Source organism: Pseudomonas sp. PDM25 (assembly GCF_019219045.1).
Classification (GTDB): domain Bacteria; phylum Pseudomonadota; class Gammaproteobacteria; order Pseudomonadales; family Pseudomonadaceae; genus Aquipseudomonas.
Map to the genome: position 1 here is coordinate 1 of NZ_JAHUWL010000033.1, position 13,026 is coordinate 13,026.

A 13,026-nucleotide genomic window follows, 5' to 3' on the forward strand; every position below is an offset into this window, starting at 1 on the left:
CCACTCAGGCGCTGGTGATGCTGGCTCGCAAGCTTGCTCGGGTGGTATTCGCCTTGCTGAAAGGGCAAAGCGAATATCAGCCAAAAGCCAGTTGAGGGCTTTCCCTCAACCATAGAATCTCCCACAGCGGATTTGCGTCGTATACAAATCCACTGTGGGAGCGGGCTTGCTCGCGAAGGCGTCAGACCTTTCAACTCATTCCTCAGGCTGAATGTCACAACTCGGTGACATCACTCGCCCCCTTCGTTACAAGCCAGCCACCGCCCGTTGTTTAGACTGCCCCCAGTCATAACAACAAAAAAAGGCATCCCATGGACACCTTCCAACCCGCTTTCAGCAGTTGGCTGAACGCACCCGCCCATCAGCAATGGCTCGCCGCCGAAGGCCTGCGCCTGCTGGCGTTTGCCAAGGCTTCAACGCTTCCTGAAGGTTTCGGCAATCTTGATGAAAAGGGCTGCCTGCCAGCCAACGGCCACGCCGAAACCATGAACACCGCGCGCATGACCCACAGCTTCGCCATGGCCCACATTCAGGGCTTGCCGGGTTTCGCCGAGCTGGTGGATCACGGCGTCAAAGCCCTCAGCGGCCCATTGCGTGACGCCGAACATGGCGGCTGGTTCGCGGCCCCCGAGCACCGTGACGGCAACACCGATAAAGCCGCTTACCTGCACGCCTTTGTCGCGCTGGCCGCCAGTTCTGCGGTTGTCGCGCAGCGTCCCGGCGCGCAGGCCTTGCTCGACGATGCCATCCACATCATCGACGGGCATTTCTGGAGCGAGGAGGAGGGCGCGATGCGCGAATCCTTCAACCGCGACTGGAGTGAAGAGGAAAGCTATCGCGGCGCCAACAGCAACATGCACGCCACCGAAGCCTTTCTTGCGTTGGCGGATGTCACTGACGACAACCGCTGGCTGATCCGCGCCCAGCGCATCGTCGAGCGCGTCATCCACGGTCACGCCGCTGCCAACGATTACCTGGTGGTCGAGCATTTCGACCGCGACTGGCAACCCTTGCGCGAATACAACCACGACAACCCGGCCGATGGTTTTCGCCCCTACGGCACCACGCCGGGTCACGGTTTCGAATGGGCCCGGCTGATACTGCATCTCGAAGCGGCGCGGGTTAAGGCCGGGATGCTGACGCCGGGCTGGCTCGCCAGCGACGCGCAAAAACTCTTCGACCACAACTGCCGTCACGGCTGGGATGTCGACGGGGCGCCGGGGATTGTCTACACCCTCGACTGGGACAATCGCGCCGTGGTTCGCCATCGCCTGCACTGGACCCATTGCGAAGCCAGCGCCGCCGCCAGCGCGCTGCTTAAACGCACAGGCGATGCGCAATACGAACGCTGGTATCGACTGTTTTGGGAATTCTGCGACAGCCATTTCATCGATCGCGAAAGCGGTAGCTGGCGCCACGAGCTCGATCCGCAGAACCGCCCGAGCGCCGATATCTGGGCGGGCAAACCCGACCTTTATCACGCCTGGCAAGCCGTACTGATCCCGCGGTTGCCTCTGGCGCCAAGCATGGCGACTGCCCTGGCACAGTTATCCCAGAGCGCTCCTGTGTAACCATGTGGTGACATTCGAACGTCCCTTCGTTACCTGCGAAGGGATCACTCCTGTTTAGAATCCTATGCAGCGCAAGCACCAGACTTGCATGCATAACAACAAGAAAGGTACTACTAGATGAATGCGATTTCTCGCCTCGCTACTGTCATTTCTCTCGCTTCACTGCTTCCCCTGTCTGCATTCCCGCTGAGTACGCTTGCTGCCGATTCCAAAGGTTCGGTGGAAGTCGTTCACTGGTGGACCTCTGGTGGTGAAAAGGCTGCGGTCGATGTCCTGAAGGCCCAAGTCGAAAAAGACGGCTTTACCTGGAAGGACGGCGCAGTCGCCGGTGGCGGCGGTTCCACTGCCATGACCGTACTCAAAAGCCGCGCCGTCGCCGGCAACCCGCCGGGCGTTGCACAGATCAAAGGTCCGGACATCCAGGAGTGGGGCAGCACTGGCCTGCTCAGCACCGACACCCTCAAAGAGGTTTCCAAGTCCGAAGGCTGGGATGGCCTGCTGTCGAAGAAAGTCTCCGACACCGTCAAGTACGAAGGTGACTACGTCGCCGTGCCGGTGAACATTCACCGCGTCAACTGGCTGTGGATCAACCCGGAAGTCTTCAAGAAAGCCGGGATCGAAAAAGCCCCGACTACCCTCGAAGAATTCTATGCCGCCGGCGACAAGCTCAAAGCCGCCGGCTTCATTGCGCTTGCCCACGGTGGCCAGCCTTGGCAGGACAGCACCGTGTTTGAAGACGTGGTGCTCTCGGTCATGGGCGCTGACGGTTACAAGAAAGCCCTGGTAGACCTGGATCAGAAAACCCTCTCGGGCGCCGAGATGACCAAGTCGTTCGCCGAGCTGAAAAAACTCACCGGTTACATGGATCCTAACCGCGCCGGTCGTGACTGGAACATCGCTGCCGCCGACGTCATCAACGGCAAGGCCGGTATGCAGATGATGGGCGACTGGGCCAAGAGCGAATGGACCGCTGCCAAGAAAGTAGCGGGCAAGGACTACCAGTGCGTGCCATTCCCGGGCACCGAAAAAGCCTTCACCTACAACATCGATTCCCTGGCGGTGTTCAAGCTCAAGGCCGATCGCAAAGGTGACATCGCCGCTCAACAAGACCTGGCCAAGGTCGCGCTGGGCAAAGACTTCCAGAAAGTCTTCAGCATCAACAAAGGCTCGATCCCGGTGCGTACCGACATGCTTAACGACATGAGCGGTCTGGGCTTCGATTCCTGCGCTCAAGCGGCGGCCAAGGATTTCCTTGCAGACGAGAAGACTGGCGGCCTGCAACCGAGCATGGCGCACAACATGGCCACTTCCCTGGCCGTGCAGGGCGCGATTTTCGATGTGGTGACCAACTTCATGAATGACAAGAATGCTGATCCGGCGACGGCCAGCAAGCAACTGGCATCGGCCGTCAAAGCCGCCCAGTAATCCCTGACACCGCGTGTCCCCATGTGGGAGCGGGCTCGCTCGCGAAGACGGACTGACATTCAACATGGATGTCGACTGACACACCGCTTTCGCGAGCAAGCCCGCTCCCACAAGGGATCGCCGTGCGGATTTCATTTCTCTTCACCTGGATTATCCCGATGAGCTCTGTGGCGGTTTTCAGCAAAGCCTCACCGTTCGACGCACTGCAGCGCTGGCTCCCCAAACTGGTTTTGGCGCCAAGCATGCTGATCGTCCTGGTTGGTTTTTACGGTTACATCATCTGGACATTCGTTTTGTCCTTCACCAATTCGAGCTTCATGCCGAGCTACAAATGGGTCGGCCTGCAGCAATACATCCGCCTGATGGACAACGATCGCTGGTGGGTCGCGAGCAAAAACCTCGCGGTCTTCGGTGGCATGTTCATCGGCATCAGCCTGGTGCTCGGCGTGTTCCTCGCGGTGCTGCTGGATCAGCGCATTCGCAAGGAAGGTTTCATCCGCACCGTTTACCTGTACCCGATGGCGCTCTCGATGATCGTCACCGGTACCGCGTGGAAATGGCTGCTCAACCCAGGGCTGGGCCTGGACAAGATGCTGCGTGACTGGGGCTGGGAAGGCTTCCGTCTCGACTGGCTGGTGGATCAGGATCGCGTGGTGTATTGCCTGGTGATCGCCGCCGTGTGGCAAGCCTCCGGGTTTGTGATGGCGATGTTCCTGGCCGGCCTGCGGGGTGTCGATCAATCGATCATCCGTGCCGCGCAAGTCGACGGTGCGAGCCTGCCGACCATCTATTTGAGAATCGTGTTGCCGAGCCTGCGCCCGGTGTTCTTCAGCGCCTTCATGATCCTCGCGCACATCGCGATCAAGAGCTTCGACCTGGTGGCGGCAATGACCGCTGGCGGCCCGGGCTACTCGTCCGACCTGCCCGCGATGTTCATGTATTCCTTCACCTTCAGCCGTGGCCAGATGGGCATTGGTTCGGCCAGCGCCATGATGATGCTGGGCGCGATCCTGGCGATTCTGGTGCCGTACCTGTACTCCGAATTGCGAGGCAAACGCCATGAGTAATCAACTCGGCAAACCAGCCTTGAGCTTCAGCCGAATCGCCATCTACGCCACGCTGTTGCTGGCCGCCGCGATCTACCTGATCCCGCTGGTGGTGATGCTGCTGACCAGTTTCAAATCCCCGGAAGATATCCGCACCGGCAACCTGCTGAGCTGGCCGCAAGTGATTGACGGCATCGGCTGGATCAAGGCGTGGGACGTGGTCGGCGGCTACTTCTGGAACTCGGTGAAAATCACCGTGCCGGCGGTTCTGATCTCCACCTTCATCGGCGCCATGAACGGTTACGTGCTGTCGATGTGGCGCTTCCGGGGTTCGCAACTGTTCTTCGGTCTGCTGCTGTTCGGCTGCTTCCTGCCATTCCAGACCGTGCTGTTGCCAGCCTCGTTCACCCTCGGCAAGTTCGGCCTGGCCAACACCACCACCGGCCTGGTGCTGGTGCACGTGGTCTATGGCCTGGCGTTTACCACACTGTTCTTCCGCAACTACTACGTGAGCATTCCGGATGCGTTGGTCAAGGCTGCACGCCTTGATGGCGCGGGCTTCTTCACGATTTTCTGGAAGATCCTGCTGCCGATGTCGATCCCGATCGTGATGGTCTGCCTGATCTGGCAGTTCACTCAGATCTGGAATGACTTCCTGTTCGGCGTGGTCTTCGCCAGTGGCGATGCCCAGCCGATTACCGTGGCCCTGAACAACCTGGTCAACACCAGCACCGGGGCCAAGGAATACAACGTTGATATGGCCGCCGCGATGATCGCCGGGCTGCCGACACTGCTGGTCTACATTTTCGCTGGCAAGTATTTCCTGCGTGGGCTGACGTCCGGCGCGGTCAAGGGGTAGAACAATGGCAACTCTCGAATTACGCAACGTCAACAAGACCTACGGCGCCGGTTTGCCGGACACCCTGAAAAACATCGAACTGAAGATCGATGATGGTGAGTTCCTGATCCTGGTTGGCCCGTCGGGCTGCGGTAAATCCACGCTGATGAACTGCATCGCCGGTCTGGAAAACATCAGCGGCGGCGCGATCCTGGTGGATGACGCCGACATCAGCGGCATGAGCCCGAAAGATCGTGACATCGCCATGGTATTCCAGTCCTACGCGCTATACCCGACGATGAGCGTGCGCGACAACATCGCGTTCGGCCTGAAGATTCGCAAAATGCCAGCTGCCGAAATCGACGAAGAAGTCGCTCGCGTGGCCAAGCTGTTGCAGATCGAACATTTGCTCGCCCGTAAACCCGGTCAGCTCTCCGGTGGCCAGCAACAGCGCGTGGCGATGGGCCGTGCCCTGGCGCGGCGGCCGAAGATTTACCTGTTCGACGAACCGCTGTCCAACCTCGACGCCAAGCTGCGCGTCGAGATGCGCACCGAAATGAAACTGATGCACCAGCGCCTGAAAACCACCACGGTCTACGTGACCCACGACCAGATCGAAGCCATGACCCTGGGCGACAAAGTGGCGGTGATGAAGGACGGGATCATCCAGCAGTTCGGTACGCCGAAAGACATCTACAACAACCCGGCCAACCTGTTCGTGGCGAGCTTCATCGGTTCGCCGCCGATGAACTTCATCCCCCTGCGTTTGCAGCGCAAGGACGGTCGTCTGCTGGCGCTGCTCGACAGCGGTCAGGCGCGCTGCGAATTGCCGTTGGGCATGCAGGACGCCGGTCTTGAAGACCGTGAAGTGATCCTCGGCATGCGCCCGGAGCAGATCGTCTTGGCGGGTAGCGAGCCGAATGGTTTGCCGATCATTCGCGCCGAAGTCCAGGTCACCGAGCCAACCGGTCCCGACACCCTGGTGTTCGTCAATCTCAACGAAACCAAAGTCTGCTGCCGTCTGGCGCCGGACGTTGCACCGGCCGTGGGCGAGACCCTGACCCTGCAATTCGATCCATCGAAAGTGCTGTTGTTCGATGCCAAGACCGGGGAGCGCCTGGGGGTGGCCGGTCAGCCGCAAGCCGAAACCCGGTCTGCGAACGTCGCACAATTCAAAGGTCGCTGAAGATCAGAAATGTGGGAGCGGGCTTGCTCGCGAAGGCGGTCTGACATTCAACAGGGATGTCGATTGATACACCGCATTCGCGAGCAAGCCCGCTCCCACAGGGGGATATGCGGTGGGCGGCCTGTCGCTCTTCGCACCAGATGTCACCGCGTTAGATAAAAACAGTTAATAACAATAAAACGAGGATGTAGGGATGAAGAAGAACAACAACGCTCAGCTTATCTGCCAGTTGTCAGCCGTTGCGGCAATGATGTTGGCCGGTAGCGTACACGCGGCTGACGCGTTCAGCGCCGATTCCGAATGGATGACCGGTGATTGGGGGGGCGAGCGGACCAGGCTGATCGAGCAGGGTATCGACATCAAGATGGACTACGTCGGTGAAGTGGGCGCCAACCTCCACGGCGGCTACAACGACGACAAGACTGCGCGTTACGCCGACCAGTTTGGCCTCGGCGTGGCACTGGACCTGCAAAAACTGTGGGGCTGGGATAACACCCAGGCGAAGATCCAGCTCACTAACCGTAATGGTCAGAACATCTCCAATGACCGTGTCGGCGATCCGCGTGCCGGCACCTTGAGTTCGTCTCAGGAAGTCTACGGCCGTGGCCATATGGTCCGCCTGACCCAACTGTGGATCAAACACCAGTTCCTCGACGGCAAACTGGACGTCAAAGCCGGTTACTTCGGCGAAGGCGAAGACTTCAACACCTTCCCGTGCGAGTTCCAGAACCTGGCGTTCTGCGGTTCCCAGGCGGGTAACTGGGCGACCAACATCTGGTACAACTGGCCGGTCATGCAGGCTGCGGTTCGCGTGAAGTACAACATCTCGCCTGAGTTCTATGCGCAGATCGGCGCGTACAACCAGAACCCGTCGCAACTGGAGCACGGTAACGGCTTCAAGCTCAGCGGCAGTGGGACTGCTGGCACCGTCCTGCCGGTCGAACTGGTCTGGTCGCCGACCCCTAACAACCTGCCCGGCGAATACCGTGTCGGTTACTACAAAAGCACGGCCAATGCCGATGACGTCCGTAAGGATGCCGACGGCAATGATGCAGCCACCAGCGGTAACGCCTATCGCAGCCACGATAGCAAGCACGGTTACTGGTTCGTGGCGCAGCAACAGCTGACCGACCACAACGGTGACAAGAGCCGTGGTCTGAACATCGCAGCCAACGCCACGTTCCACGACAAGGACACCAACTTCGTCGACAACTACCAGTCGCTGATGTTTGTGTACAAGGGCCCGTTCGATGCACGTCCAAAAGATGACGTCGGTATCGGTTTCGCCCGCATCCATGTCAACGATGACGTGAAGAAAAACGCTGAACTGGTCAACGCCTCCAATGGTGTTACCGAGTACGAGGATCCACTGTTCTCGCCGCTGCGTACTACCGAGTACAACTACGAGATCAACTACGGCTTCCACGTTACCAACTGGCTGACCGTGCGTCCTAACCTGCAATACATCACTCACCCGGGTGGTGTCGATGAAGTTGACAACGCGCTGGTCGCCGGCCTGAAAATTCAGTCGGTGTTCTAACGCTGTTGCGATAAGCTCCTCTCTATGTGCGCATTTTTGCGGACAGCCCAGGCTGTCCGCTTTTTTTTGTGTGGTATGCCAAAGCAACCTGTGGCGAGGGGATTTATCCCCGTTGGGCTGCGAAGCGGCCCCAAAACCATCCACCGCAGTGTTCCAGGTAAATCGCGTTTTTCTGGTTTTACGACTGCTTCGCAGCCGAACGGGGATAAATCCCCTCGCCACAGTGGTTCACTGGGCACACGTATTGAGTACACCCATGATTTTCAGGACCGTGGCACATGCATGAGCATCCGCTACAACGCTTCTTCAAATCCTTGCGCGAACGTCCGGTGTTTGCGTGGGAGCGCTATCAGAAGCGCGACGTGCTGGTGATCGACCATCCGCTGTGTCAGGCGGTGTTCAGTCGGCAGGGGGCGCAGTTGCTGCACTTCCAGCCAAAGGGTCAGAAGCCCTGGCTCTGGTGCGCGGCGAAGTGGCCGCAGGTCGGTGCGATTCGTGGTGGCGTTCCGGTGTGCTGGCCGTGGTATGGCCGTCATCCGAGCGAAAACGCCTGGCCGTCCCATGGCTGGGCACGGCTGATCGACTGGAAGCTACTGGACAGCAGCACTGATGACGATGGCGTGCGCTTGCACTGGCAACTTCAGTTGTGCGACTGGCAAGTGGACCTGCACGCGCACTTGGGCGAACGCATGGATTTACGCCTGAGTACCGAGCATCAGGACAGCCTGCCGTGCCAATTGAGTCAGGCGTTGCACGCTTATTGGCGTATTGGTGACGTCGGTGAGGTAGCGCTGTCTGGCCTCGACGGAGCGCAGGGTTACGACCAGTTGAACCGGCAGATTTGTCATCAGGAAGGCGAATTGCGGGTAGAGGGCGGCTGTCAGCGGGTGTTCCAGCATGACGGCGAATTACAGCTCAAGGACCACGCCTGGCAGCGGGAGTTGTGCATCGATACGGGAGACAGTGCGGACACGGTGGTCTGGCATCCGGGCTCGCGGCCGTTGCTGGGGGTGAGCTGGAATGAGATTTCGGAGTTTGTGTGCGTTGAAGCGGCGAGTGGCGGGACCGATAGCCTGAGCCTGGCGCCGGGGGAGAGGGCGCATTTGAGTTTGCAGGCACGGGTTGGGGTTTAGCTCAAGATCCATGGTGTTGCGGGTATCGCCTTCGCGAGCAAGCCCGCTCCCACAGTAGATTTTCAGTGGACACAGCATTTGTGTTCAAAGCAGATCCACTGTGGGAGCGGGCTTGCTCGCGAAGGCGGCTTATCAGGCGACAAAGAACTCAGATCGGACTAATTAAACTCATCCCCAATCGGATACCGACTGGCATTCAAGCTTTCCTTGATCTTGCGCAAATGCGGCTGGAAGTCCACGCCACGGCGCAAGGTCATGCCGGTGGCGAGCACATCGAGCACGGTCAGCTGAATAATCCGCGACGTCATCGGCATATAGATGTCGGTGTCTTCCGGCAGCGGAATGTTCAGGCTCAAGGTGCTGGCCTTGGCCAGTGGCGAACCCTCGGCTGTCAGGCCCAGCACCGAAGCACCGTTTTCCCGGGCAATACGCGCCACTTCCACCAGTTCGCGGGTACGGCCGGTGTAGGAAATGATCACGAACAACTCGCCGGTGTGCGCCACCGACGCAATCATGCGTTGCATCAGCACGTCCGCGTGGGCGGTGACTGCCAGGTTGAAGCGGAAGAACTTGTGCTGTGCATCCAGCGCCACCGGGGCCGAGGCGCCGAGGCCGAAGAAGTGGATCTGCCGGGCCTGGATCAACAGGTCGACGGCGCGGCTGATCAGGTTCGGGTCAAGCGCCTGCAACGCACTGTCCAGCGAGGCGATGGCGCTGCCGAAAATCTTTTTGGTGTAGGCCTCGGGATTGTCATCTGCCTCCACCGCACGGCTGACATACGCGGCGCCACTGGCCAGGCTCTGGGCCAATTGCAGCTTGAGTTCCGGGTAGCCGCTGACGCCAAACGAACGGCAGAAACGGTTGACCGTCGGCTCGCTGACCTTTGAGGCCTGGGCGAGGGCGGCGATGCTGAACCGGGTGGCCTGCTCTGGGTTGAGCAGGATGACTTCGGCGACTTTGCGTTCTGCCTTGTTCAGGTCTTCAAGGCGATTCTGGATCTGTTCCAGTAAATTTCGCACGCGGTCCATATATGTTCCTTAGCTCCGCAAACATGAGAGCAATGCAAATAAGGGCCCCGGCTATGCAAATTGGGACTTTGATCGGGCCCGTAACGGTGGCCTATCCTACTGATGGCTCCGACCGTCCACCACTCGGAATCTGTATTTTGCGAAAATGTTGTGGTTATTACTACATTTTCCCTTGAGTGATGCCTTGAAAAAAGGTATTTGTAGCTTAACTTGATAAAAGAACAAACATCATGCCTTCGATTACGGTTGAACCGTGCACCTTTGCCTTGTTCGGCGCCCTCGGCGATCTGGCCCTGCGCAAGCTGTTTCCTGCCCTTTATCAGCTCGATGGCGCAGGCCTCTTGCACGAGGACACGCGGATTATCGCGCTGGCCCGTGAGCCTGGCAGCGAGCAACAGCATTTGGCGTTCATCGCCTCCGAATTGCGCCGCTACGTCGGCGCCAAAGAGCTGGACGAGGCCGTGGTCGAACGCTTCCTGGCCCGTCTGAGTTACCTGCACGTCGACTTCCTCAAGGCTGACGATTACGTCGCCCTGGCCGAAATGGCTGGCAGCGCGCAGCGGGTGATTGCCTACTTCGCGACACCGGCCGCCGTTTACGGCGCGATCTGCGAGAACCTGTCGAAGGTCGGCCTGACCGAAAACACCCGCGTGGTGCTGGAAAAACCCATCGGTTCGGACCTGGAATCCTCGCGCAAGGTCAACGACGCCGTGGCGCAGTTCTTCCCGGAGAACCGCACCTACCGCATCGACCACTACCTGGGCAAAGAAACCGTCCAGAACCTGATCGCCCTGCGTTTCGCCAACAGCCTGTTCGAAACCCAGTGGAACCAGAATTACATCTCCCACGTGGAAATCACCGTGGCCGAGAAGGTCGGGATCGAAGGTCGCTGGGGTTACTTCGACAAGGCCGGTCAGCTGCGGGACATGATCCAGAATCACCTGCTGCAACTGCTCTGCCTGATCGCCATGGACCCGCCGGCCGACCTGTCCGCCGACAGCATCCGCGACGAGAAAGTCAAAGTGCTCAAGGCGCTGGCGCCGATCAGCCCGGAAGGCCTGACCACTCAGGTCGTGCGCGGTCAGTACATCGCCGGTTACAGCGAAGGCAAATCGGTTCCCGGTTACCTGGAAGAGCCGAATTCCAACACCCAGAGCGACACCGAAACCTTCGTTGCGCTGCGTGCCGATATCCGCAACTGGCGTTGGGCCGGTGTGCCGTTTTACCTGCGTACCGGCAAGCGCATGCCGCAGAAGCTGTCGCAGATCGTCATCCACTTCAAGGAACCGTCCCACTACATCTTCGCTCCCGAGCAGCGTCTGCAAATCAGCAACAAGCTGATTATCCGCCTGCAACCGGACGAAGGCATTTCCTTGCGCGTGATGACCAAAGAACAAGGCCTGGACAAGGGCATGCAGCTGCGCAGCGGTCCGTTGCAGCTGAATTTTTCCGACACTTATCGCAGCGCACGGATTCCCGATGCCTATGAGCGGTTGTTGCTGGAAGTGATGCGCGGCAATCAGAACCTGTTTGTCCGTAAAGATGAAATCGAAGCCGCGTGGAAGTGGTGTGACCAGTTGATCGCCGGGTGGAAGAAGTCCGGTGATGCACCCAAGCCGTACGCGGCCGGGTCCTGGGGACCGATGAGCTCCATTGCTCTGATCACGCGGGACGGGAGGTCGTGGTATGGCGATATCTGAATTGAAACTGCCTCAGGGCGTCAGCGCCCATGAGTTCAAAAGTCCGGTGTTGCTGGCCGAAGGCCTGGCGCTGAATGTGGCCAAGCGACTGAGTGACGCGATCGATGCGCGCGGCACCGCGACCTTGGTGGTTTCCGGTGGACGCAGTCCGGTGGCGTTTTTCCAGCACCTGGCCAAACAGACGCTGGACTGGTCCAAGGTTGTCGTTACCCTGGCCGACGAGCGCTGGGTACCGGTTGAACACGCCGACAGCAATGCCGGTCTGCTCAAGCGTTACCTGTTGCAAGGCCCGGCGGCCAAGGCTCAGTTCCTGAGTCTGTACAGCGCCACCGCCAACCTTGAACTGGCCGCCGAGCAGGCGGATCGCTTGCTCGCCGAGTTGCCGCCAATCGACGTGCTGATACTTGGCATGGGCGACGACGGTCACACCGCCTCGCTGTTCCCGAATAGCCCGAACCTGGCCGACGCCTTGAAAGCCGACGGCACACGTCGTTGCTACCCGATGCTGGCGCCGACCGTGCCGCATCAGCGCCTGACCATGAGTCGCGCGCTGCTGGCATCGGCCAAGACCACCGTTCTATCGATTTCCGGTCAGTCCAAGCTGACCACTTTGAGTGCCGCATTGGCCGGTGACGATGTCGCCGCCATGCCGATTCGCGCGTTTCTGCAACCTACGTTAGAGATTTTCTGGTGCCCATGAGCCAAGGAACAGCCGCTATGACAACCCCATCCCCGACCGTTTCCATGGCGGACAAAGTTGCCCTGATCGACAGCCTCTGCGCCAAGGCGCGGATCCTGCCGGTGATTACCATCGCTCGCGAACAGGACATCCTGCCGCTGGCCGACGCCCTCGCGGCCGGTGGCCTGACAGCCCTGGAAGTGACCTTGCGTTCGCAGTTCGGCCTCAAGGCTATCCAGATTTTGCGCGAGCAGCGTCCAGAGCTGGTGACCGGTGCCGGCACTGTGCTCGATCGCAACATGCTGGCGGCTGCCGAAGCGGCCGGTTCGCAGTTCATCGTCACGCCGGGCATCACCCGTGACCTGCTGGAAGCCAGCGTCAACAGCCCGATTCCGCTGTTGCCGGGCATCAGCAACGCCTCCGGCATCATGGAAGGCTACGGCCTGGGTTATCGTCGATTCAAGCTGTTCCCGGCGGAAGTCAGCGGCGGTGTCGCGGCTATCAAAGCCCTTGGCGGCCCGTTTGGCGAAGTGAAATTCTGCCCGACTGGCGGCGTCAGTCCGGCCAACATCAAGAGCTACATGGCGTTGAAAAACGTGATGTGCGTGGGCGGTAGCTGGATGCTTGATCCCGAGTGGATCAAGAACGGCGACTGGGCCCGCATTCAGGAATGCACCGCCGAGGCATTGGCGCTGCTGGACTGATCGGCTTTTACCAAACACTTCGTTGTGTGTTCTACGGCTTTACGGTGCGCTTGGTCGGTGCACCGTTTTTTTTTGCCTGCCAAAAACCTTGTGGGAGCGGCGGTGCGGCGATCCGACTTGCTCGCGAAGGCGGTCTGACATTCGACATCTGCATTGAATGTAGCGGCCTCTTCGCG

12 protein-coding genes and 1 pseudogene are annotated in these 13,026 nt (G+C 59.5%); 11 read left to right on the plus strand and 2 right to left on the minus strand.

Features of this window, described 5'->3' with window-relative positions:
• The 8 genes and pseudogenes from KW848_RS32065 to KW848_RS30710 form a co-directional block, all read left to right on the plus strand.
• Nucleotides 1–95 (plus strand): annotated as a pseudogene (locus tag KW848_RS32065) (IS110 family transposase); the annotation flags it as partial.
• A 216-nt stretch (nt 96–311) separates the two neighbouring features.
• Nucleotides 312–1,571, plus strand: a complete 1,260-nt coding sequence (locus KW848_RS30680; RefSeq protein ID WP_218539081.1) for an AGE family epimerase/isomerase — start codon at nt 312–314, stop codon at nt 1,569–1,571.
• A gap of 117 nt (nt 1,572–1,688) precedes the next feature.
• Entirely contained in the window at nt 1,689–2,996 is a 1,308-nt protein-coding gene (locus KW848_RS30685; protein WP_218539082.1) for an ABC transporter substrate-binding protein, read from the plus strand.
• 158 nt (nt 2,997–3,154) lie between these two features.
• Nucleotides 3,155–4,063, plus strand: coding sequence for a carbohydrate ABC transporter permease (locus tag KW848_RS30690; RefSeq protein WP_008155860.1), 909 nt, complete (start codon nt 3,155–3,157; stop codon nt 4,061–4,063).
• Complete coding sequence (locus tag KW848_RS30695) at nt 4,056–4,901, plus strand: carbohydrate ABC transporter permease (protein ID WP_111451464.1); 846 nt, start codon at nt 4,056–4,058, stop codon at nt 4,899–4,901. The genes KW848_RS30690 and KW848_RS30695 overlap by 8 nt, the downstream gene beginning before the upstream one ends.
• 4 nt (nt 4,902–4,905) lie before the next feature.
• On the plus strand, nt 4,906–6,066 hold the full coding sequence (locus KW848_RS30700; RefSeq protein ID WP_111451465.1) for an ABC transporter ATP-binding protein: 1,161 nt from the start codon (nt 4,906–4,908) through the stop codon (nt 6,064–6,066).
• 193 nt (nt 6,067–6,259) lie between these two features.
• Nucleotides 6,260–7,606 carry a carbohydrate porin gene (locus KW848_RS30705; RefSeq protein ID WP_218539083.1) on the plus strand — a complete coding sequence of 449 codons (1,347 nt, stop codon included), beginning with the start codon at nt 6,260–6,262 and terminating at the stop codon, nt 7,604–7,606.
• Between the two features lie 278 nt (nt 7,607–7,884).
• Nucleotides 7,885–8,739, plus strand: a complete 855-nt coding sequence (locus KW848_RS30710) for a D-hexose-6-phosphate mutarotase (protein WP_111451467.1) — start codon at nt 7,885–7,887, stop codon at nt 8,737–8,739.
• A 158-nt stretch (nt 8,740–8,897) separates the two neighbouring features.
• Here the strand turns inward: KW848_RS30710 and KW848_RS30715 are convergent, their stop codons facing one another.
• Nucleotides 8,898–9,758 carry a MurR/RpiR family transcriptional regulator gene (locus KW848_RS30715; RefSeq protein ID WP_173667542.1) on the minus strand — a complete coding sequence of 287 codons (861 nt, stop codon included), beginning with the start codon at nt 9,756–9,758 and terminating at the stop codon, nt 8,898–8,900.
• Nucleotides 9,759–9,997: 239 nt separating this feature from the next.
• Here KW848_RS30715 and zwf point away from each other — a divergent pair, with 239 nt between their 5' ends.
• From zwf to KW848_RS30730, 3 genes are read left to right on the plus strand one after another with little or no spacing between them, the layout of a single operon-like run.
• Nucleotides 9,998–11,467: a glucose-6-phosphate dehydrogenase gene (gene zwf, locus KW848_RS30720; RefSeq protein ID WP_218539084.1), complete on the plus strand. Its 1,470-nt coding sequence runs from the start codon at nt 9,998–10,000 to the stop codon at nt 11,465–11,467.
• On the plus strand, nt 11,454–12,167 hold the full coding sequence (gene pgl, locus KW848_RS30725; RefSeq protein ID WP_218539085.1) for a 6-phosphogluconolactonase: 714 nt from the start codon (nt 11,454–11,456) through the stop codon (nt 12,165–12,167). Before zwf ends, pgl begins: the two co-directional genes overlap by 14 nt.
• Before the next feature lie 17 nt (nt 12,168–12,184).
• A complete protein-coding gene (locus KW848_RS30730; RefSeq protein WP_008151112.1) occupies nt 12,185–12,850 on the plus strand; it encodes a bifunctional 4-hydroxy-2-oxoglutarate aldolase/2-dehydro-3-deoxy-phosphogluconate aldolase in 666 nt (221 codons plus the stop codon).
• Here KW848_RS30730 and KW848_RS30735 read toward each other — a convergent pair.
• A partial coding sequence (locus tag KW848_RS30735; RefSeq protein ID WP_218539086.1) for a hypothetical protein occupies nt 12,811–13,026 on the minus strand: 216 nt, incomplete at its 5' end. The two genes, KW848_RS30730 and KW848_RS30735, sit on opposite strands and share 40 nt — an antisense overlap.